Origin of the sequence: Aeromonas sp. 601039 (assembly GCF_049174415.1) — a bacterium.
Classification (GTDB): Bacteria; Pseudomonadota; Gammaproteobacteria; order Enterobacterales; family Aeromonadaceae; genus Aeromonas; species Aeromonas veronii_A.
In genome coordinates this window covers 1-20,214 of the sequence record NZ_JAAKTL010000036.1, presented here as the reverse complement: position 1 = coordinate 20,214, position 20,214 = coordinate 1, and the positions used below count along the sequence as shown (strand labels likewise).

Sequence of the window (20,214 nt, the reverse complement as noted above, 5' to 3'; positions counted from 1 at the left end):
AGGAGAGATCGTATGTTTGGAACCGCAACCCGCCCCGGCGCCACCCGTGCCCTGCTGCTGGGCTCCGGCGAACTTGGCAAGGAGGTCGCCATCGAGTTGCAACGGTTCGGGATCGAAGTGATCGCCGCCGACCGCTACCCCAATGCCCCCGCCATGCAGGTGGCCCACGCTGCCCACGTGCTGGACATGCTCGATGGCAACGCCCTGCGTGCCCTGGTTGCCGAGGTTAAACCCGACCTCATCATCCCCGAGATTGAAGCGATTGCCACCGATACCCTTGCTGCCCTTGAGCAAGAAGGGGTCAAGGTAGTGCCCAACGCCCGCGCTACCCAGCTCACCATGAACCGGGAAGGGATCCGCCGCCTCGCCGCCGAGACGCTGGGTCTGCCCACCTCCCCCTACCGCTTTGCCCAGAGCAAGGAGGAGTTTGTCGCCGCAGTTGAAGCCATCGGCCTGCCCTGCGTGGTGAAACCTGTGATGAGTTCGTCCGGCAAGGGGCAGAGTGTACTACGCGATCTCGCCAAGCTCGATGAGAGCTGGACCTACGCCCAGGAAGGTGGCCGCGCCGGTCGTGGCAAGGTGATCGTCGAGGGCTTCGTTCCCTTCGAGTACGAGATCACCCTGCTCACGGTACGCGCCGTCGATGGCATTCACTTCTGCGAGCCGATCGGCCACCGTCAGGAAGATGGCGACTACCGCGAATCCTGGCAGCCGCAGGTGATGAGCGAGCTGGCACTGGCCCGATCCAAAGAGGTAGCGGCCAAGGTGGTCGAGGCTCTCGGTGGTTACGGCCTGTTCGGAGTCGAGCTCTTTATAAAAGGCGATGAAGTGTGGTTCAGCGAAGTCTCGCCGCGCCCCCACGATACCGGCATGGTGACCCTGATCTCTCAGGATCTCTCCGAGTTCGCCCTGCACGTGCGCGCCATTCTGGGGCTGCCGGTCGGCACCATCACCCAGTACGGGCCGAGCGCCTCCGCCGTGGTACTGCGCGAAGGGCACAGCCAGAATATCCGCTATCAGGGGATTGGTGAGGCATTGGCGCTGGTGCCGGGTGCCCAGCTGCGGCTGTTTGGCAAGCCGGAGATCGCCGGTCGCCGCCGTCTTGGCGTGGCGCTGGCCCGCGCAGAGGATTGCCAGGATGCGGTAGAGAAAGCCAAAGCCGTGGCCGCCAAGGTCGAAGTATTGTTCTAAGGGCTTTTTTGCCACAGCAAAACAAACGTTTGCCGATGTGATCGGGCGCAAGGGGCATGGCAATGCCCCTTTTGCATTTCCCCGTCAGGCTTATAATCCCCTCTTCAAATTTGTCAGGAGTACAAGATGTTAGCTGCCGTGATCTTCGATATGGATGGTGTTCTGATTGACTCGGAACCCTTTTGGCAACGGGCCCAGATCGCCGTTTTCTCCGAACTGGGTCACCCCCACACCGTCGAGGATTGTGAATCGACCATCGGCGTGCGCATCGATCAGCTGGTTGCCCACTGGTATCGCCTGCGCCCATGGAGCGGCCCGACTCAGGAAGAGGTTGTGCAGCGCATTCTGGATCAGGTCAACACCCTGATCCTCTCCGAAGGTCAGGCCAAAGCCGGTGTGCTGGAGGCGCTCGACCTTATCGAGGCCCGCGGACTGAAAGTGGGTCTGGCTACCTCCTCCCCCTTTGCGATGGTAGAAGCGGTGCTCGGCAAACTTGGCATTCGCGATCGCTTTATGGCGGTTCACTCCGCTGAAATCGAGCGTTTCGGCAAACCGCACCCGGATGTCTATATCCACGCCGCCGAAAAGCTGGGGGTAGAGCCCGTCCATTGTCTAGCCATCGAAGACAGCTTTACCGGCCTGCTGGCGGCCAAGGCGGCCTCCATGACTGCGCTGATCGTGCCGGATCCCGCTTTAGTGGGTGACCCACGTTTGGCCATCGCCAACTACCAGCTCGGCTCGCTAGCCGAGCTGAATGCCGACATGTTGGCCAGCTGGGTCGCGTAACGCCTCGTTACGCCCCCCGTCTCCTACTCGCAGGGGGCAGCTGGCCCCCTGTTATTGCCAAACAACCGTTGGCAATCCCCCTCTTGTCACCCGCGATCAGCAACCAGACGGCTCTTATCCTGAACGGCCCACGCAACCAGTTGGGCCTTGCCATTTCTAAGGCTTGATCTCTGTCATAAACGTGCGTTTGCTCGCGGTTAACCCCCTGCAGCCCGACTAGAATCAGGGTAGATAGGCGGCCCTAGGGCCCGAGGAGGTTATCATGATCGAGTACACCAGCAAGCGCATCGTCTGCCCTCACTGTGGCCACCATACCCGGGTCGAGCTGGATGCCAGTCAGGGTGATCAGGAGTTTTACGAAGATTGCATGGCCTGTTGCAATCCAATCCACCTGCGGCTGCATCGGGATGAGGAACGCGACCGTCTGCAGCTCTTTGTGGATGCCGACGACGAGCAACTGTTTTGATTGCGAGTCACAAAAAGCCGAGCAGCTGCTGTGCCTGCAAGTCGCAAAGAGCTGAGCAGATGTTGTGACTGCGAGTCATAAAAAGTTGAGTGGATATTTTCACCATATAAATAACAAGGGCCTGCACACTGCAGGCCCTTGCTTATGAGACGATTGAAACCGAGCCGTTTCCTTTCAGTGACCCCCGCGTGCCGCCAGCACCCGCTCCACGGTATCGACGATGGCCTGGGTCTGGGGATCGATCTCGATATTGGTCGGCCAGCCGGCCTTGACCCAACCCAGGTTGGTGCGAGCCAGGGTCTCGGGGATCAAGTGAACGCAAAACTCCCGCTCGCGCACCTCACCTATGGTCAGGCTGATGCCGTCGATGCCGATATATCCCTTGGTCAGCACATATTTCATCAGCTCGGGAGCGAGGCGATACCACACCTGACGGTTGTTGGGTGTATCGATCACCGAGGTAACCTCTGCCATGCCGATGATATGGCCAGACATGGCATGACCGCCGATCTCGTCGCCAAAGCGGGCAGCCCGCTCCACATTGACCTTGTCCCCCACCTGCAGCTTGCCGAGGTTGGTGAGGCGCAGGGTCTCCTGCATCAGATCGAAGCTGATCAGCTCCCCCTCGACACGGGTGACGGTCAAACAGCAGCCGTTGTGAGCCACCGAAGCGCCGAGGGCCAGCCCTTCCCCCCACTCCCGGCTGGGCATGCGGATCACGTGGGTACGGAAGTTGGGTTGCTCTTCGATGGCCACCAGTTCGGCCGTCCCCTGTACTATGCCAGTGAACATCTCTCGTCTCCTGCTACGGCAAAAAGGGCAGGTTAACCTCGGGCAGAGGGTGAGACAAGGGTACAGGCTGACAAGCTTGCGCCCGATCGCTATAGTGACGCCGTTCACATCCGGGTAAACAAGGAAAAAAGAAATGCAGGTATATCAATGTTGTGAAGCGATCCGTATCGCCTATAACCAGATTGGCTCCGGCGAGCAGGGCTATGTGCCGAAGGCCATCGCCGCCACTATCCGCGCCCTCAACGCGGTCGCCGCCGATGAGCGGGTGCCCGCCGAGCTGCGCGAGCAGGCTGCCTATGCCGCTGCCAACCTGCTGATCAGCGATCACGAAGACGCCTGATCCTGCCCCTTGGGGTGGCAACTATTTCGTCCTGGCTGAATTTCAGGCTAGAATGCCTCCCCCACCCTTTGCACTTTCGTCCGAAAGTGCAAAGGCTCTTCCCGATTTCCGCTCTTTTTTACTCTTATCTGATCCACTCGGAGGTGTCAGTGCAACGTTATTGGTCCGAGGCGAAGCAGCTCGTCCGTCTAGCCAGCCCCATTCTGGTCGCCCAGGTGGCTCAGGTCGCCATGAACTTCGTCGATACCGTGATGGCGGGTCAGGTGAGTGCGGTCGATCTGGCCGCCGTGTCGGTGGCGTCCAGCTTCTGGCTACCGGTGATCCTGCTGGTGCAGGGGATCATCATGGCGCTCACCCCCATCGTCTCCCAGCTCAATGGCGCCCGTAAACGCGAAGCCATTCGCCCGGCCGTTCATCAGGGTTTCTGGCTGGCACTGATCGTCACCCCGCTGGCGATGATTGCGCTTTATTACAGCCCGCTGGCGTTGCAGTTCATGGATGTGGAGCCTGTGATGGCCGCCAAGACCACTGGTTACCTGCACGCCATCCTGTGGGGCCTGCCCGCCTTCGTGATGTTCCAGGTGCTGCGCAACTTCAGTGAGGGGCTTTCCCACACCATGCCCACCATGGTGATCGGCTTTGTCGGGCTGGCGGTCAATATTCCCGCCAACTACATCTTCATCCACGGTCACTTCGGCATGCCCAAGCTTGGCGGGGTGGGTTGTGGCGTGGCCACGGCAATCGTGCTGTGGGCCATGCTGCTGGCGATGATCCTCTATGTGAAGCTCTCCCGTCACTTCACCGAGATCCGGCTCTTCTCCCAGCTGGCTCGCCCCAACGGCAGCCGGATCTGGCGCTTGTTCCGCTTAGGGTTCCCCATCGCCATGGCGATCTTCTGCGAGGTGACCCTGTTTACCGTGGTGGCCCTGATGCTGGCCCCCTTCGGCGCCGAGACGGTGGCGAGCCACCAGATTGCGCTGAACTTCTCCAGCCTGGTCTTTATGCTGCCCCTCTCCATCGGGGTGGGTGTCACCATCCGGGTCGGTCACAGCATCGGCGAAGGGCAGCCCCATCATGCTCGGGTGGCGGCTCGCACCGGCTTGATGCTGGGGATGGCCATTGCCGCTGCCACTGCCGCCATGACGGTGTTACTGCGCGAGCAGATCGCCTCCATCTATACCGATGATCAGCAGGTGATCGTCCTGGCGGCCATTTTGCTGTTCTTCGCCGCCATCTATCAAATCTCCGACTCGGTACAGGTGGTCGCGGCCGCCGCACTGCGCGGTTACAAGGATACCCAGGCGATTTTCTACGTCACCATCGTCGCCTACTGGGGACTGGGGCTGCCCACCGGCATGATCCTGGGTCTGACCGACTGGCTGGTGCCACGGATGGGGCCGCAGGGTTTCTGGATCGGCTTTATCGTCGGCCTCACCAGTGCGGCCCTGATGCTGGGGGCAAGATTGCGCTACATCTACGGCCGTTTTGCCACTCCGGAGGCCTGCACTACCCTGTCGCGATCTCAGTAACAGGGCTTGGCAAGCGACAACTCGCCTGCAAAATCAACAGGCTGCGCAAGAACTGGGCAAACAGTCTCCTTTGTGCATATGGCCTGTTGACAGCCTTGGGGGGCATGGGTAGTATGCCGACCACGTCAGCAGCGCTGGCGTAGTGAAGTAAGAGAAAGTGGGTTTATAGCTCAGTTGGTTAGAGCACTACCTTGACATGGTAGGGGTCGTTGGTTCGAATCCAATTAAACCCACCACTTTTTCTGAGATGCGTCCTTAGCTCAGCTGGTTAGAGCACCACCTTGACATGGTGGGGGTCGGTGGTTCGAATCCACTAGGACGCACCATTACAGAACACTGATTATGCGTCCTTAGCTCAGCTGGTTAGAGCATCACCTTGACATGGTGGGGGTCGGTGGTTCGAATCCACTAGGACGCACCATTCAGTTTCAAAACTTTGCAGATATTCCAGATGTGGGTTTATAGCTCAGTTGGTTAGAGCACTACCTTGACATGGTAGGGGTCGTTGGTTCGAATCCAATTAAACCCACCACTTCTGCATAAAGAAATAAAAGTCGCATTGCGCACCCTGCGTCCTTAGCTCAGCTGGTTAGAGCATCACCTTGACATGGTGGGGGTCGGTGGTTCGAATCCACTAGGACGCACCAGATTATAAAAAGCCCGCTCATCGAGCGGGCTTTTTGCATTCTGCCATGCAGCCACTCCCCTGCCCCGCCAATCCGTTCAGCACAATTCGGCAATGGCGCAGAGCCTTGTTCCCATAAAAAACCCGTGTCATCCGATAAACGACACGGGCCGGATAGATGCCGCCAGCGCCTCAGCTCTGCACGGCAATCTCGTACTTCTTTATCTTGCGATAGAGGGTAGCAATCCCAATCCCCAGCGCCTGTGCGGCCAGTTTCTTGTTGCCGAGCCGCTGCAGGGTCTCTTCTATCATCTGTTTCTCCATGCTCTCAAGGCCGCTCTCACCCGGTACGGGTTCAGGCAGTTTCTCCGGCGTGGCGGCGAGCGGAGCTGTGGCAGGTACATTGAACGCCGCATCCAGATTGGTCACCGGGATCGACTGGGCCGCCACGCGATGGGGCTCCTGGTTGCGGATGATGTTGGGGGGCAGCAGGCTGGCGTCAATCACCTCGCCCGCCTGGCTGACGTTGACCAGATATTCGATGAGGTTGCTGAGCTCGCGCACGTTGCCCGGCCAGCGATACCCCTTGAGCAGCGCCATCACCTCAGGCGCCAGACCGGGATAGACAATGCCAATGCGGCTGGTGTGCAGGTTGAGGAAGTAGTGGGTCAGCAGCTCCACGTCCCCTTCCCGCTCCCGCAGCGGCGGCAGGTTGAGGGGGATGACGTTGATGCGGTAGTAGAGATCCTCGCGAAACTTCCCCTCGGCGATGTATTGATCGAGATGCTGGTGAGTGGCGGCGATGATGCGAATATCCACCGGCACCGGTCGGCTGGCCCCGATGGGGGTCACCTCCCGCAGCTCCAGCACCCGCAGCAGCTTGGCCTGCATGGTGAGCGGCATGTCGCCAATCTCGTCAAGGAACAGGGTGCCCTGATGGGCTGCCTGGATCAGGCCCTGCTTGCCACCGCTGGAAGCACCGGTAAAGGAGCCCTTCACATAGCCAAACAGCTCGCTCTCCAGCAGTTGTTCGGGAATGGCGGCACAGTTGATGGCAATAAAAGGCTTGTCCTGACGGGGACTCAGGCGATGGACAGCGCGGGCCACCACCTCTTTACCGGTGCCGCTCTCGCCACAAATCAGCACGCTGGAGGGGCTCTGGGCGATGCGGTGCAGCAGTCGCTTGAGGGTGCGCATCGGCTTGCTCTCGCCGATCAGCTGATCGATCCGCACATCCGGATCCGGCTCCTGAACCTGACCGGAGTGGGACTGGTGAAACGCCATCAGAAAGAGCTGCTGGCCCTGCACATGGTGTAGCTGGCCGATGATCAGCTCCTGACGACCTTCAAAGGTGATGATGTGCTGAAGATGACCACTCAGCCCCTGCTGGGAGAAGGTGAGCGGTCGGATCCCCACTTCGCGCCCCTGCAGCTGTTCCTGCTGGCAACCCAGATGATGGAGTGCCGCCTCGTTGGCGTAGAGCAGTTGACTCTTGTCATCGAGCAGCAGGCAACCCTGATCCATGTTGGTCATCAGATTGAGGAACACCTTGTTGACCCCGTCCGACAGCCCGCGCGAATCGAGCAACTTGGCCACAAAGATAGTGGAGATGTGACGCACATAGTCGCACACATCCTGCAGATTGTTGTTGAGGCGCGTCTGCTGCTCGTCGCTGAAAGCCACCAGACTGATCACCCCGATGCAGCGCTCGTCCACCATGATGGGCACCCCGAGGAAGGCGCGCTCACGGCAGCTCTCCTTGCAGGTACAACCGTCACACACCGGATCATCGCTGGTGTGGGTAACGATCTTCTCCCGCTGGTTATCAATCACATAGCGCAGCAGGCGGGAATCCCCCTCCAGCTGACGTCCGAAGAACTTGCCATAGGGCCCGGTGCCAGCCACCCGAACCATATCGGCATCCACAATTTCGACCTCAAGCTGCAGCACACTCGCCAGCATCTTGGCAAAGCGCAAGATGGTCGGCTGGATCTGCATCAACAGACACTGGTTGCTCACGGATCTCATCCATCATTCCTTTTTGTTCTTGTTATCCTCCCCCTAAAGGGAGTCATGCTGGCCAGATACTAAGGGATATCAGGGGGAACTACTTCGGGGGGGATCACGAAAAGGGAAAATGATCCGTATCCTCTGTGACTTCAGATGCACAGATAAAATTCAATAAAAACATAAAGATGAAAACACATGCGGTGGGATAAGCCACTCGGGCCAACCAAGCCTGCTGATCTGCGGACTCCATCGACAGATCATGCTGAATGTGGGGAAAACAACCTCTGAAATGGCATCTGGTTCACGCACCACGTACCTGTTTCAAGACTTGGCACTCATGGTCGAAATCCGCTTTATCTTGCGGCTGAATGTAGCTTTGCCAGCGGGCAAACAGCTCGGCCGTCGGATATCGATGCAGACGAATACCGGTGCGATAGAGTTTGGGAAAGAGTGGGTCTGGCTGGGATCTCACGACCAGACCGCGCAGCATCTCGCCAGAGGGAATGGCAATCACCAGCTCATCCCCCTCTTTCAACCGTATGGCCCCCAGAATACCGATGCCACCGATGGCTATGTCGCGCACTACTACATAGGGCACCGGGTTGAGCAACTCCAAAAACCAGTTGCGACGGCGACATTCTGCCTTGTAACCACCGCCACTTAGGATAAAACGGCGGTGTCTTCGCCAGTCATAACCGGTAGGCAATGCCGGGTCATAGCGCGATTTTGCCTGCCCCACAGGATCAGATTGCTCACTTGTGCTCATCCGGTTTCCCTCACTGGCATTGGTTGAACAGTGTCAGTCAGCTCTTTTCATACTATAGCTGTCGCCGTTAGGCCCGGGGCTCAGAGGCCGGATACGGGGACGACAGATATATCACGGAGGCAATGATGGACAGAGATGGCATGGAAAAGCTTGCTGATCCTGATAGGCTAACTTTCCCCTGCAAGGATGAGATGCGAACTACTGTGACTCGGTTCGATCAAGCAATTGGCCAGTGAGTCGCACCGTCGCACCAATGCAATCTGGCTTAGCCGGGCAGATGAAGTGCCAGCCAGACCGCCAGCGGGATCACCAGCACAGAGAGGGCATTGCCGCCGAGCACGATACTGGCCACCTTGTCCGGCTGGCAGTGATACTGCTCGCAGAGCATGTAATTCAACACCGCAGGGGGCAAGGAAACCGACAACATCAACAGCGGGATCCACTCCGTCTTGAGCGGCAACAGCCAGATCGCCAGCAGCAGCGACAATCCCCCCGCCAACAGATAGAGCAGGTTGCACTTGAGCGCGAGGCCAAGGTGATCAAGCTCTCCCTCCATCAGGCGAATGCCCAGCGCAAAGAGCATCAGGGGCACCGAGATCTGGCCGAGCAGCGAGGCCGTGGTCACCACATATTCCGGCAGCGCAATGTGCAGGTTGGCCACCAGCAAACCGGCCAGCGCGGCCCACAACACAGGGCTGCGCAGCCACAGCCAGCGGGAGGTATTGGCCGATAGGATAAACATGCCGACCGAAAAGTGCAGCAGATTGGAGAGCACAAAGAGGATCACTATGGCCCCCAATTGCTGCTCGCCAAACGCCAGCACCATCAAGGGGATACCGAGATTGCCGGTATTTCGGAACATAGCGGGCAAGATCAGCGCTGCCCGCTCAATCCCTTTGAGTTTGAGCAGCGCGAGCAGCAGACCGGGTAACAGGATAACCAGCGCCCCCGCCGCAATCAGCGGCAGATGCTCCGCCAGCGCCAGCGGATACTTGACCAGCGCGGAGAAGACCAGCGCCGGGGTAAACAGCTCGATATTGGCCCGATTGACGTAACCGAGCGCAGCCCCCGGTCGCAATCGCCCGTAGAGTGCACCGAGCCCGACCACACCGAACACCGGAATGACGATATTGAGCAAGGCGCTGAACATGGGCTGCGTCCGTTACAGTTCGCGGGCCGGTTTGCCCATCAGCACCACCGGATCCAACGTCACTTCCAGTGCGCCGTTACTGACCCAGAGCTGACCATCGGAGATAGTGCAGGTGAGCTGCATGGTGCGCTCGACCATGGCGGTCAGCGGTAAAGTCTGGCTGTCGGAGAGTTCGATGATGCTGAGGTTGTCATGCTGGCTCAGCTTGCCCTGGTTCTGCTTCCACCAGACGCTGGTGCCACGACCGCCGTAGAGATAGAGCACCACCTGACGGGCGCGGTTGCAGGCTTTTTTGAGCCGTTTTTCATCGGGTTGGCCCAGCTCGATCCAGAGCTCAATTTCGTCCGAGTAGTTCTTGCACCAGAGCTCGGGTTCGTCATCGGCGCTCAATCCCTTGGTGAACTCCAGTCGCTCGGCAGCGTGCCAGGCAAAGGCCGCCAGCCGGATCATCATCCGCTCATCGGTTTCGGAGGGGTGGCGCGCCAGCGTGAGGGAGAAGTCCTGATACAGATTGCGATCCATATCAGACAAACTGATCTGGGCCTTGAATACGGTTGCCTTGAGAGCCATAGAAAACCTTGAACACCTGGATTAGAGAAGGGTGAGTGGGAAATACGGGCGCCAGTGTAATCAAAATCGGCGGCAGGTTCGACCATCCTGACCAAAGATTTCCCCTTCCCTGCCGGGATAAGTGCTTTAAAAAACACAAAAAACAAATGCCAGTCCGAAGACTGGCATTTGGCGGCATGAGAAGCGACTCACTTCTCGGCGGACTGTACCCCGAACGCGTTCAGCAGCATGCAACAGGTCACTGCCACCGCCACGAATCCGCTCAGAAAGATAAAGGGCATGGCCCCGTATCCCAGTACTGTCCAGATGGTGTGTTCAAGAAGACTCATTGTTGTGTCCTTCATCCGGTGAAAGGTGTGTTCCTTCTGGCGGATATTGGCTCCGCTCTTGATGCCTCCATTTGACCTCAATCAGCGGTTGGGTCCTATGCCACCAAAGTGATAAATGCAGGGTTCATTTGCGCTGGATCAAGATTTTTGGCCAAATATCCATGCAGTTCAAGCAATTACCATCACCAATCTAGGATAGACACAAACACGGCAGAATAAAAAAACGCGCCGGATGGCGCGTTTCTTGGAAAGCACAGACAAGGGATCAGTTGTCGCACAGATCGCTTGGCATGTCCTGACGCAGGCGGGTCCACAGCTTGCCGGACTCGATACCGTACTGACGCACCGTCATGAACACGGCTTCGTGGTTCTTGGTCTCGGCCAGATTGAGCAGAGTCTTGTAGTAGGCATCTGCGGTCTCGCGAGCCTGCTTGTCGGAGAAGTAGTAGCTGCCGACCCGGCTGTACAACCCTTTGAAACCGTTCAGGATCAGGGCGTAGATCGGATTGCCGGAAGCAAACGCCAGCTGGTGGTGCAGGCGATAATCGAACTCGGCATAAGCCTGTGCGTTGTTCTCGACCCCATCGGCGCCACGCAGGATCTCGGCGGCCTGTTCCGGATTGTGACGGATCGCCCCGCGAATAAAGATGGTGCAGATGTGAGTACGGGCTGAGAGCAGCTGAGCTATCAGATCAGGTACCTTGTCCTGATCCAGACGGGCCAACGTCTCCAGAATATTGAGGCCGGACGTTTCCCAGAAATTGTTCACCTTGGTCGGCTTGCCATGCTGTATGGTCAACCAACCATCACGGGCCAGTCGCTGCAGCACTTCGCGCAAGGTAGTCCGCGTCACCCCGATCAACTCGGATAATTCACGCTCGGCGGGCAGAATAGATCCGGGAGGAAAGCGATTGTTCCAGATGGACTCGATGATGTATTCCTCGGCAAACCCAGCTGGGCTCTGCGCTTTTATAACCATGAATTGACTCTGTTGTAATGCGTAAAAAGGCTGACGAATGATATCAAAGCGATGATGGCTGGCAAGCATAAGGTCAGTCCTCTGCTCACATATGGCAAATATAGTGTTGGGAATATGTATCTAATCGCCGCAGGGGGGCCAGCCAACCCCGACAAGGTGGTTATAAAACAGACACATGGGCAGAGATCCATCGGCTATCATTTATAATCGTCACGCTTTTTGATTAAAATCACGAGGAATCAGACAGATAAAGGCCAACATCCGGAGGCACAGGTCGAATCATCCTTGACTGCATAGAAGCAGATCCTAACAACAAAGTTGAGACCCATTATCATGCCAATAAGCCTAGGGCAGGCATTCGCCAAGAACTTCTTGGGCAATGCACCACAGTGGTATAAAAGCGCCATCTTGCTATTTCTGGCGATCAATCCGGTCGCTTTCTACCTTGATCCTTTCATTGCGGGCTGGTTACTGGTTGTTGAGTTTATCTTCACCCTGGCCATGGCCCTCAAGTGCTACCCCCTGCAACCGGGTGGCCTGCTCGCGATCGAAGCCGTGTTGATCGGCATGACCTCCGCCGATCAGGTCAAGCACGAGCTGGTCGCCAATATCGAAGTGCTGCTGCTGCTGGTGTTCATGGTGGCAGGCATCTATTTCATGAAGCAGTTGCTGCTTTATGTCTTCACCAAGCTGCTGATCGGCGTTCGCTCCAAGATCCTGCTCTCCCTCTCCTTCTGTCTGGTCTCCGCCTTCCTGTCGGCTTTTCTCGATGCACTGACGGTCATTGCCGTGGTGATCAGCGTTGCCACCGGTTTCTATGCCATCTATCACAAGGTCTCTTCCGGCAAGGAGTTTGGTCACAGCCATGACCATACCGACGATAAGGAAGTGGCTGAGCGCAATCGCCAGGATCTCGATGATTTTCGCGCCTTCCTCCGCAGCCTGATGATGCATGCCGCTATCGGGACCGCGTTGGGCGGTGTCTGCACCCTGGTGGGCGAGCCGCAAAACCTCATCATCGGCGAGCAAGCCAGCTGGAACTTCGCCGAATTTGCCATTCGCATGTCCCCCGTGACCGTCCCCGTCTTTATCTGCGGTCTGCTGACCTGCGTGTTGGTGGAGCAGTTTCGCTGGTTTGGCTATGGTGCCCGCTTGCCGGACACAGTGCGCGCCATCATGGAGGAGTACAACCGCTACGAAGAGGCAAAACGCAGCCCGCAAGACAAGGCCAAGCTGATCGTTCAGGCATTGATTGCGGTCTGGTTGATCGTCGGTCTGGCCATGCACCTGGCAGCCGTTGGTCTGATTGGCCTCTCGGTCATCGTGCTGGCCACCTCCCTGACCGGGATCACCGAGGAGCACTCGCTGGGTAAAGCCTTCCAGGAGGCACTCCCCTTCACCGCCCTGCTGGCGGTCTTCTTCAGCGTGGTCGCCGTCATCATCGATCAGCAGCTGTTCAAGCCGGTGATCCAGCTGGTACTGGCAGCAAAACCGGAGAACCAGCTGGCTCTCTTCTATCTGGCCAATGGGGTGCTCTCCATGGTCAGTGACAACGTCTTTGTCGGAACCGTCTACATCAACGAAGTCAAGACTGCCCTGCTCAATGGCGCCATTGACCGCGCCCAGTTCGATCTGCTGGCGGTAGCCATCAACACAGGTACCAACCTGCCATCGGTCGCCACCCCCAATGGTCAGGCCGCTTTCCTGTTTATGCTCACTTCGGCATTGGCGCCGCTGCTGCGTCTCTCCTATGGCCGCATGGTCTGGATGGCGCTGCCCTACACATTGGTGCTGGGGCTGATCGGCTTTTTCTCTGTCGAATTGCTGCTTGGTCCTGCCACCGAGTGGTTCTATCAGCATGGATGGCTGGTGATGGAGAGTGCGCTGCCAGCGGTACAGCCGGCGCTGCATTAATCCACTGCAACGGAACCCGAGGGCCCTTTCAGGGCCCTTTTCTTTTCGGTTCCGCTCTGCTCTAATTCAGCCACTGTTTTTTCTGAGAGATCAATGAGATGATCGAGTTTCTCCGCCGTATCGCCGCCCATCGGCTGGCTTGGGGTCTGTTGGCAGCATCAGCCCTGTTCCTCGAGTTGTGCGCCCTCTTCTTCCAGCATGTGCTGGGCCTCTCCCCGTGCGTGATGTGTGTTTACGAACGGTTGGCGACCCTGGGGGTGCTGGCCGCCGGTCTGCTCGGCATGGTGGCGCCGGATAAGTGGTATGTTCGCTGGAGTGCCATGTTGCTATGGGGCTACAGTGCCTTCCGCGGCTTCCAGCTGGCCCTCAAGCATGTGGACTATCAGGTCAACCCCTCCCCGTTCAACGTCTGCAGCCCGTTTGCCGACTTCCCGAGCTGGGCTCCGCTCGATCAGTGGCTCCCCTGGCTCTTTATGCCGGAAGGGGATTGTGCCCAGATCACCTGGCAGTTCTTCGGTTACTCCATGCCCCAGTGGCTGGTCGTCATCTTCGCCGCTTACCTGTTGGTCTTCACCGTAGTGGCCATCGGCAATCTGGTGAAAGGGCGTTGCTGCAACTGATCATCATGACCGTGTGGAGATAAAAGGGGGGAGCCATTATGGCTCCCCCTTTCTCGTTCTGGCTGACCGTATTTCTGGTTACGCCCTGGCAGTGCTCATCTTGGCCTTGACCGCGCCAATTACCATGGGCAACAGGGAAATACCGATGATGCCGAAGATCAGCAGGGTAAAGTTGTGACGCACCACCGGCAGATTGCCAAAGAAGTGGCCGGCATAGACGAAGGAGAGTACCCACAGCAGGCCGCCAACCAGGTTGAACGCTAGGAAGCGCGGATAGGTCATGGCCCCCATCCCTGCAACGAACGGCGCAAAGGTGCGCACGATAGGCAGGAAGCGGGTGATGATGATGGTCTTGCCGCCATGCTTGGCATAGAAAGCGTGGGTCTTCTCCAGATAATCCCGGCGGAAGATTTTGGAGTCCGGGTTACGGAACAGCTGCTCGCCGAAGAAGTGACCAATGGTGTAGTTGACCACGTTGCCCAGCACAGCTGCGATGATCAGCACGGCCGCCAGAGTGTGGACGTCCAGCACACTGCCCACGGTAAGCGCACCGGCGGCAAACAGCAGGGAGTCACCCGGCAGGAACGGCGTCACTACCAACCCTGTTTCACAGAAGATGATCAGAAACAGGATGGCGTAAACCCAGACGCCATAGTTCTCGAACAGCTCTTTCAAATGCACGTCAACGTGCAGGATAAAGTCGATTGCAAAGAGGATCAGATCCATTTTTTCCATACCCATAAAGTGAACGGCGTGGAGTCTACGCCAATGCCATCCGGGCGACAATCACCGGGCCAGCCTCTTTTTCATCCTGCTGTGCCCACCTTCAAATGAAACCGTTTTTCCGCTTCCTTCGAGGGTGGGGGCACAAAGCGTGATGTCGAGCGTGGTGTTGAAAAGGGGAACTAGGAGGCCTGTTCCAGCTCGCTGCGCACAGCGGGGGGAAGACAACGCTCCCAGCCCCATAGCAACACCAGCAGCAGGGTCACATCATCGAACCAACCCAGCAAGGGCACCACGTCGGGGATAAGATCCACCGGACTGATGCCATAGAGCAGGATAAGGATCACCAGGCCCCTCGCCCACCAGGGGGTACCGGGATGGCGAAAACCATGATAGAGACGACGAAGTCGTTGCCAAATCAGCCAGCGTTTACGGCTCATGATTCGATCAACTCGCTGCGCAGCCGCTGGATCTGATCCCGCAGTGCCGCCGCCTGTTCGAACTCCAGATCCCGGGCATGTTGGAACATCTGCTCCTCCATCCGCTTGATCTCTTTGGCAATCTCGCTGGCTGAGCGGACATGGTATTCCCCTTGCGGCTCGGCTGCCTTGCGCATCCCCTTGCTAGGTTTGCCTGCCGTACGGCTACCTCCCATGTCCATCACATCGCCAATGGATTTGTTGAGCCCTTTGGGGGTGATGCCATGCTTGAGGTTATGGGCATGCTGCAAGGCGCGGCGCCGCTCGGTCTCCTCAATGGCTACCTCCATCGAGTTGGTGATGGTATCGCCGTAGAGAATGACCTTGCCGTTGAGGTTACGCGCCGCCCGGCCGATGGTCTGGATCAGCGAGCGAGTGGAGCGCAGGAAGCCCTCTTTATCTGCATCCAGAATCGCCACCAGCGACACTTCCGGCATATCGAGACCTTCCCGCAGCAGGTTGATGCCCACCAGCACATCGAACTTGCCAAGGCGCAGATCGCGGATGATCTCCACCCGTTCGACCGTATCAATATCAGAGTGGAGATAGCGCACCTTGACGTCGTGCTCCGCCAGATACTCGGTCAAGTCTTCCGCCATCCGCTTGGTCAGGGTCGTGACCAGCACCCGCTCCTCGACGGCAACCCGCTTGCGGATCTCGGAGAGCAGATCGTCCACCTGAGTGGTCACCGGACGCACCTCGATCTCCGGATCGAGCAGGCCGGTAGGGCGCACCACCTGCTGCACCACATCGCCGACGGACTTCTCCAGCTCGTAGGGGCCCGGGGTGGCCGAGACAAACACCGTCTGCGGCATCAGCGCTTCAAATTCGTCGAACTTGAGTGGCCGGTTGTCCAGCGCAGAGGGGAGCCGGAAGCCGTACTCCACCAGGGTCTCCTTGCGGGAGCGGTCCCCTTTGAACATGGCGCCAATCTGCGGCACGGTCACATGGGATTCATCGATGATGAGCAGGCCGTCCCCCGGCAGGTAGTCAAACAGGGTGGGCGGCGGCTCCCCCGGCGCACGGCCGGAGAGGTAACGACTGTAGTTCTCGATGCCGGAGCAGTAGCCCAGCTCCTGCATCATCTCCATGTCGAACTGGGTACGCTGGCTGATGCGCTGCTCTTCCACCAGCTTGTTGAGGGACAACAGCTGCTCGCGGCGGCTGCGCAGCTCCTCCTTGATATGCTCGATAGCCCCCAGAATGGTCTCGCGCGGGGTGGCGTAGTGGGTCTTGGGGTAGATGGTGTAGCGCACTACCGTCTGTTCTATGGCACCGGTCAGGGGATCGAACAGGGAAAGGCGCTCCACCTCTTCATCGAACAGCTCTACCCGCAGGGCCAGCTTGTCCGATTCGGCAGGATAGATGTCGATCACCTCCCCCCGCACCCGGAAAGTACCGCGTTGAAACGCCATGTCGTTGCGGGTGTACTGCAGCTCGGCGAGGCGGCGCAGGATATCCCGCTGGTTGATCACATCCCCCACTTTGAGATGCAGCATCATGCTCAGATAAGCTTGGGGATCCCCCAGACCATAGATGGCCGACACCGAGGCGACGATCACCACGTCGCGCCGCTCCAGCAGCGCCTTGGTGGCCGACAATCGCATCTGCTCGATGTGATCGTTGATGGAGGCATCCTTCTCTATAAAGGTGTCGGTGGTCGGCACATAGGCTTCGGGCTGGTAATAGTCGTAGTAGGAGACGAAATACTCCACCGCGTTGTCGGGGAAGAACTCCTTCATTTCACCATAGAGCTGGGCGGCCAGGGTCTTGTTGGGAGCCAGGATCATGGTCGGGCGGTTCAAGGTGGCGATGACGTTGGCCATGGTGAAGGTCTTGCCCGAACCAGTCACCCCGAGCAGGGTCTGATGGGCCAGCCCCGACTCGATGCCATCCAGCAGTTGGGCAATCGCCGTGGGCTGATCCCCGGCGGGTTGAAACTGGCTGGCTAACTTGAACAATTTGCTCATGAACACTCCCGACACAAAACAGCAGAGGAGCAGTGTAACCGAGGGTTTGGCAGCGGTACACCCGTGCCATCATCCCGCGAATGGCTTGACCACCCAGTACACCTTCTGTATAATGCTCCTCCTTGCCTGATGTTCCCCCGTAGTTCAGTCGGTAGAACGGCGGACTGTTAATCCGTATGTCACTGGTTCAAGTCCAGTCGGGGGAGCCAAATTCCTCACCATCTCGGTGCAAGTTATCCACTTTAGTGCCCTCTCCTGCCAATTTTAATGCACAAGATCCTTCTTGCTGCTGACGCTCCCTTTTGTTACCCGTCCCGGCTCGACAGAGTTTTCTCCTGTCGCATCTAACTATTTGATTTTTATACAAACATTTTTCTTCCGGTATTTTTTGAACAGCCCTTGCATCCCAGTACTGGCGCGGCTTTCAGGGCGATGAACAAGTTTCATAAACAGGGTTATCCACAGATTCTGTGGGTAAGTGCAGCAAGCCCTGTCAGGACGCGGGATTGCCTGTTATCCCCTGCAACAGGAGACCATTTTACAGGCTAACCTGATTTTATTCTGTTTTGTCCCACCCTCTGTAACTGTTGATTAACAGGCTCTATTGGCACTTTCCGGAGATATCTTTTTGCCAGCCCTTTCCCCATATGGGAATGACGCTAGTATCTCGTCATTTGACTCTTTTACGACCAAGAGATCCCCAGGTTGAATCTGCTGAAACCGCTCTGTGGCGAAGCGCTAGACAGCAGAATCTAAAATCTCACCCATGACAGTGCAAGCCCGGCTGCAACCAGCATGTTTCACTAATTGACAACGGGAAGGAGAGCTAAAATCACCTGCTTTTTTCCGATGCTCCCCTTATCCCGCCGCCTGCTCATTAAATAGCGTCCGATAACTTCCGATTAATCCCCCCTTATGCTTCTTTATTAGTGATAGATACGGCACAATATCGGCCCCACTTTTTTCCTCGGTTTTTCCGGGCATGACTATAGATTTTGTGACACTGCTGCATCAAAGCGACTCCCTGCTGCTCTTCGTGGTATTGGCCTTCGGCCTGCTGCTTGGCAAAGTGCGGATTGGCAACTTCCAGATTGGCAACACCATAGGTGTGCTGTTTACCGCCCTGCTGTTTGGCCAGATGGGCTTCGAGTTTACTGCCACCACAGAAAACGTCGGCTTTATGCTCTTCATCTTCTGTGTGGGGATTGAGGCGGGCCCCCACTTCTTCAGCGTCTTCCTGCGCGATGGCATCCACTACATCACCCTGACTCTGGTGATCTTGCTGACAGCTCTGCTGCTGACAGTGGGGCTGGCCAAGTTCTTCAATCTGGGGCCGGGCATGGCGGCGGGGATCCTGGCGGGTTCCCTCACATCGACCCCGGCGCTGGTGGGTGCACAGGATGCCCTGCGCAGTGGTCTGCTCAACCTGCCCCATCAAACCGATATGCAGGCGGTACTCGACAACATGGGCATCGGCTACGCCCTGACCTATCTGGTGGGTCTGGTTGGTCTGATGCTGGTGGTGCGCTATCTCCCGTCACTGGCACGACTCGATCTCAATACCGAAGCGCAAAAAATCGCCCGTGAGCGGGGCCTCTCCGACAGCGACAGTCGCAAGACCTATCTGCCCATCATTCGCGCCTATCGGGTTGGCCCCGAGCTGGCAGCCTGGATTGGCGGCCGTACCCTGCGTGAAACAGGCATCTATCCCCACACCGGCTGCTATGTGGAGCGGATCCGCCGCAACGGCATTCTCGCCAGTCCCGATGGGGATGCCGTCATTCAAGAAGGGGACGAGATCGCCCTGGTGGGCTATCCCGAGAGCCACGAGAAACTGGACGTCAACTACCGCAACGGTAAAGAGGTATTTGATCGCAACCTGCTCGACCTGCAGATCGTCACCGAAGAGATAGTGGTGAAAAACGACGCCGTGGTCGGCCGCCATCTGGTGGAGCTCAACCTCACCGAGAAAGGGTGCTTCCTCAACCGGGTGGTACGCTCCCAAATCGAGATGCCGTTCGATCGCAACATCATGTTGCAAAAAGGCGATGTGCTGCAGATCAGCGGCGAGAAACAGCGGGTCAAACTGCTGGCCAACAAGATCGGCTTTATCAGTATCCACAGCCAGACCACAGATCTAGTGGCTTTCACCACCTTCTTCGTGCTCGGCTTGCTGATCGGCTCCGTCTCGCTTGTGTTCGGCCAGATTGAATTTGGCCTCGGCAACGCCGTCGGTCTGCTGTTGGCTGGTATTCTGATGGGGTATCTGCGGGCCAACCACCCCACCGTGGGTTACGTACCGCCCGGAGCCCTGCGACTGGCCAAGGATCTCGGTCTTGCGGTCTTTATGGTGAGCACCGGCCTCAAGGCGGGTGGCGGCATTCTGGATCACCTGAGCGAAGTGGGTGCCGTAGTGCTCTTCTCCGGCATGTTGGTCACTACCCTGCCGGTGCTTGTCGGTTATCTGTTCGGGGTCTGGGTATTGAAAATGAACCCGGCGCTGCTGCTCGGCGCCATCACTGGTGCCCGTACCTGCGCCCCCGCCATGGATGTGGTCAACGAGGCCGCCAACAGCTCCATTCCGGCGCTTGGCTACGCAGGTACCTATGCGGTGGCCAACGTGATGCTGACGCTGGCAGGCTCCTTTATTATCGGCTTCTGGTTCTAACCAGTAACCATCAAATTACCGCTAACAAAGAAGGGAGCCTCAGGCTCCCTTCTTGCTATCTGCCTTTCTCCCAAGATGCGAAGCAGGCTTATTGGTGTGATCTCACCTGACACCAACCATCAGCGCTGAACTCTGCCCCCTATCCTACAATGGTTGACGCTCTGCTCTGCTCTGCTCTGCTCTGCTCTGCTCTGCTCTGCTCTGCTCTGCAATGAGTGATGGCAGATCACGTGTCTAGTCCTGAAATAGGTTTACACATTTTCAACTAGCATTTCTCTACTCAGAACCCCCTATGTACCGCATCGGG

At 57.7% G+C, this 20,214-nt stretch carries 18 protein-coding genes and 6 tRNA genes; 14 read left to right on the top strand and 10 right to left on the bottom strand.

Annotation, left to right across the window (positions count from 1 at the left end; translation table 11 throughout):
• The first annotated feature begins 12 nt into the window (after positions 1 to 12).
• From purT to G5195_RS19470, 3 genes are all read left to right on the top strand, one after another.
• The gene (purT, locus tag G5195_RS19480) at positions 13 to 1,191 is read left to right on the top strand and encodes a formate-dependent phosphoribosylglycinamide formyltransferase (protein WP_088868866.1); all 1,179 of its coding nucleotides are present in this window, start codon (positions 13 to 15) and stop codon (positions 1,189 to 1,191) included.
• Between the two features lie 126 nt (positions 1,192 to 1,317).
• Positions 1,318 to 1,977: a hexitol phosphatase HxpB gene (gene hxpB, locus G5195_RS19475; RefSeq protein WP_421223642.1), complete on the top strand. Its 660-nt coding sequence runs from the start codon at positions 1,318 to 1,320 to the stop codon at positions 1,975 to 1,977.
• Positions 1,978 to 2,239: 262 nt separating this feature from the next.
• Complete coding sequence (locus G5195_RS19470; protein WP_042012540.1) at positions 2,240 to 2,443, top strand: CPXCG motif-containing cysteine-rich protein; 204 nt, start codon at positions 2,240 to 2,242, stop codon at positions 2,441 to 2,443.
• 174 nt (positions 2,444 to 2,617) lie between these two features.
• On the opposite strand, the gene G5195_RS19465 is transcribed toward G5195_RS19470, so the two are convergent.
• The gene (locus G5195_RS19465) at positions 2,618 to 3,235 is read right to left on the bottom strand and encodes a riboflavin synthase subunit alpha (RefSeq protein ID WP_421223640.1); all 618 of its coding nucleotides are present in this window, start codon (positions 3,233 to 3,235) and stop codon (positions 2,618 to 2,620) included.
• Between the two features lie 133 nt (positions 3,236 to 3,368).
• Here G5195_RS19465 and G5195_RS19460 point away from each other — a divergent pair, with 133 nt between their 5' ends.
• The 7 genes from G5195_RS19460 (at position 3,369) to G5195_RS19430 (ending at position 5,751) form a co-directional block, all read left to right on the top strand.
• The gene (locus tag G5195_RS19460; RefSeq protein ID WP_113739999.1) at positions 3,369 to 3,575 is read left to right on the top strand and encodes a YaeP family protein; all 207 of its coding nucleotides are present in this window, start codon (positions 3,369 to 3,371) and stop codon (positions 3,573 to 3,575) included.
• 149 nt (positions 3,576 to 3,724) lie between these two features.
• Entirely contained in the window at positions 3,725 to 5,104 is a 1,380-nt protein-coding gene (locus G5195_RS19455; protein ID WP_040069252.1) for an MATE family efflux transporter, read from the top strand.
• A 159-nt stretch (positions 5,105 to 5,263) separates the two neighbouring features.
• Positions 5,264 to 5,340 (top strand) — tRNA-Val (locus tag G5195_RS19450).
• Between the two features lie 13 nt (positions 5,341 to 5,353).
• Positions 5,354 to 5,430, top strand: a tRNA-Val gene (locus tag G5195_RS19445).
• 18 nt (positions 5,431 to 5,448) lie between these two features.
• Positions 5,449 to 5,525 (top strand) — tRNA-Val (locus tag G5195_RS19440).
• A gap of 34 nt (positions 5,526 to 5,559) precedes the next feature.
• Positions 5,560 to 5,636 (top strand) — tRNA-Val (locus G5195_RS19435).
• A gap of 38 nt (positions 5,637 to 5,674) precedes the next feature.
• Positions 5,675 to 5,751, top strand: a tRNA-Val gene (locus tag G5195_RS19430).
• A gap of 170 nt (positions 5,752 to 5,921) precedes the next feature.
• Here G5195_RS19430 and G5195_RS19425 read toward each other — a convergent pair.
• From G5195_RS19425 to fadR, 6 genes are all read right to left on the bottom strand, one after another.
• On the bottom strand, positions 5,922 to 7,757 hold the full coding sequence (locus tag G5195_RS19425; RefSeq protein ID WP_421223926.1) for a sigma 54-interacting transcriptional regulator: 1,836 nt from the start codon (positions 7,755 to 7,757) through the stop codon (positions 5,922 to 5,924).
• A 283-nt stretch (positions 7,758 to 8,040) separates the two neighbouring features.
• Positions 8,041 to 8,505: a hypothetical protein gene (locus G5195_RS19420; RefSeq protein WP_127005689.1), complete on the bottom strand. Its 465-nt coding sequence runs from the start codon at positions 8,503 to 8,505 to the stop codon at positions 8,041 to 8,043.
• Between the two features lie 265 nt (positions 8,506 to 8,770).
• On the bottom strand, positions 8,771 to 9,655 hold the full coding sequence (locus G5195_RS19415; protein ID WP_005352342.1) for an AEC family transporter: 885 nt from the start codon (positions 9,653 to 9,655) through the stop codon (positions 8,771 to 8,773).
• A gap of 12 nt (positions 9,656 to 9,667) precedes the next feature.
• A complete protein-coding gene (locus G5195_RS19410) occupies positions 9,668 to 10,225 on the bottom strand; it encodes a YaeQ family protein (RefSeq protein ID WP_005336887.1) in 558 nt (185 codons plus the stop codon).
• A 188-nt stretch (positions 10,226 to 10,413) separates the two neighbouring features.
• Positions 10,414 to 10,554, bottom strand: coding sequence for a TIGR02808 family protein (locus G5195_RS19405; RefSeq protein WP_005345965.1), 141 nt, complete (start codon positions 10,552 to 10,554; stop codon positions 10,414 to 10,416).
• A 265-nt stretch (positions 10,555 to 10,819) separates the two neighbouring features.
• The gene (gene fadR, locus G5195_RS19400; protein ID WP_026034983.1) at positions 10,820 to 11,533 is read right to left on the bottom strand and encodes a fatty acid metabolism transcriptional regulator FadR; all 714 of its coding nucleotides are present in this window, start codon (positions 11,531 to 11,533) and stop codon (positions 10,820 to 10,822) included.
• Positions 11,534 to 11,866: 333 nt separating this feature from the next.
• Between fadR and nhaB the strand changes: the two genes are divergently transcribed.
• On the top strand, positions 11,867 to 13,447 hold the full coding sequence (gene nhaB, locus G5195_RS19395; RefSeq protein ID WP_151286897.1) for a Na(+)/H(+) antiporter NhaB: 1,581 nt from the start codon (positions 11,867 to 11,869) through the stop codon (positions 13,445 to 13,447).
• Positions 13,448 to 13,545: 98 nt separating this feature from the next.
• Positions 13,546 to 14,067 (top strand): disulfide bond formation protein DsbB, encoded by a 522-nt coding sequence (gene dsbB, locus G5195_RS19390; protein ID WP_005336895.1) that lies wholly within the window; start codon positions 13,546 to 13,548, stop codon positions 14,065 to 14,067.
• 78 nt (positions 14,068 to 14,145) lie between these two features.
• On the opposite strand, the gene G5195_RS19385 is transcribed toward dsbB, so the two are convergent.
• The 3 genes from G5195_RS19385 to uvrB form a co-directional block, all read right to left on the bottom strand.
• On the bottom strand, positions 14,146 to 14,793 hold the full coding sequence (locus tag G5195_RS19385) for a DedA family protein (RefSeq protein WP_040069761.1): 648 nt from the start codon (positions 14,791 to 14,793) through the stop codon (positions 14,146 to 14,148).
• Between the two features lie 179 nt (positions 14,794 to 14,972).
• Positions 14,973 to 15,230: a YkvA family protein gene (locus tag G5195_RS19380; protein WP_421236400.1), complete on the bottom strand. Its 258-nt coding sequence runs from the start codon at positions 15,228 to 15,230 to the stop codon at positions 14,973 to 14,975.
• Entirely contained in the window at positions 15,227 to 17,239 is a 2,013-nt protein-coding gene (uvrB, locus tag G5195_RS19375; RefSeq protein ID WP_421236399.1) for an excinuclease ABC subunit UvrB, read from the bottom strand. Before uvrB ends, G5195_RS19380 begins: the two co-directional genes overlap by 4 nt.
• 133 nt (positions 17,240 to 17,372) lie before the next feature.
• Between uvrB and G5195_RS19370 the strand changes: the two genes are divergently transcribed.
• A tRNA-Asn gene (locus G5195_RS19370) sits at positions 17,373 to 17,448 on the top strand.
• Positions 17,449 to 18,221: 773 nt separating this feature from the next.
• On the top strand, positions 18,222 to 19,907 hold the full coding sequence (locus tag G5195_RS19365) for an aspartate:alanine antiporter (protein ID WP_005345980.1): 1,686 nt from the start codon (positions 18,222 to 18,224) through the stop codon (positions 19,905 to 19,907).
• The last annotated feature ends 307 nt before the right edge of the window (positions 19,908 to 20,214 follow it).

Excerpts from the sequence above, each read along its gene's own strand:
- purT (WP_088868866.1), top strand. The coding sequence starts at position 13 with ATGTTTGGAACCGCAACCCGCCCCGGCGCCACCCGTGCCCTGCTGCTG.
- hxpB (WP_421223642.1), top strand. The coding sequence starts at position 1,318 with ATGTTAGCTGCCGTGATCTTCGATATGGATGGTGTTCTGATTGACTCG.
- G5195_RS19470 (WP_042012540.1), top strand. The coding sequence starts at position 2,240 with ATGATCGAGTACACCAGCAAGCGCATCGTCTGCCCTCACTGTGGCCAC.
- G5195_RS19465 (WP_421223640.1), bottom strand. The coding sequence starts at position 3,235 with ATGTTCACTGGCATAGTACAGGGGACGGCCGAACTGGTGGCCATCGAA.
- G5195_RS19460 (WP_113739999.1), top strand. The coding sequence starts at position 3,369 with ATGCAGGTATATCAATGTTGTGAAGCGATCCGTATCGCCTATAACCAG.
- G5195_RS19425 (WP_421223926.1), bottom strand. The coding sequence starts at position 7,757 with ATGAGATCCGTGAGCAACCAGTGTCTGTTGATGCAGATCCAGCCGACC.
- G5195_RS19420 (WP_127005689.1), bottom strand. The coding sequence starts at position 8,505 with ATGAGCACAAGTGAGCAATCTGATCCTGTGGGGCAGGCAAAATCGCGC.
- G5195_RS19415 (WP_005352342.1), bottom strand. The coding sequence starts at position 9,655 with ATGTTCAGCGCCTTGCTCAATATCGTCATTCCGGTGTTCGGTGTGGTC.
- G5195_RS19410 (WP_005336887.1), bottom strand. The coding sequence starts at position 10,225 with ATGGCTCTCAAGGCAACCGTATTCAAGGCCCAGATCAGTTTGTCTGAT.
- G5195_RS19405 (WP_005345965.1), bottom strand. The coding sequence starts at position 10,554 with ATGAGTCTTCTTGAACACACCATCTGGACAGTACTGGGATACGGGGCC.
- fadR (WP_026034983.1), bottom strand. The coding sequence starts at position 11,533 with ATGGTTATAAAAGCGCAGAGCCCAGCTGGGTTTGCCGAGGAATACATC.
- nhaB (WP_151286897.1), top strand. The coding sequence starts at position 11,867 with ATGCCAATAAGCCTAGGGCAGGCATTCGCCAAGAACTTCTTGGGCAAT.
- dsbB (WP_005336895.1), top strand. The coding sequence starts at position 13,546 with ATGATCGAGTTTCTCCGCCGTATCGCCGCCCATCGGCTGGCTTGGGGT.
- G5195_RS19385 (WP_040069761.1), bottom strand. The coding sequence starts at position 14,793 with ATGGATCTGATCCTCTTTGCAATCGACTTTATCCTGCACGTTGACGTG.
- G5195_RS19380 (WP_421236400.1), bottom strand. The coding sequence starts at position 15,230 with ATGAGCCGTAAACGCTGGCTGATTTGGCAACGACTTCGTCGTCTCTAT.
- uvrB (WP_421236399.1), bottom strand. The coding sequence starts at position 17,239 with ATGAGCAAATTGTTCAAGTTAGCCAGCCAGTTTCAACCCGCCGGGGAT.
- G5195_RS19365 (WP_005345980.1), top strand. The coding sequence starts at position 18,222 with ATGACTATAGATTTTGTGACACTGCTGCATCAAAGCGACTCCCTGCTG.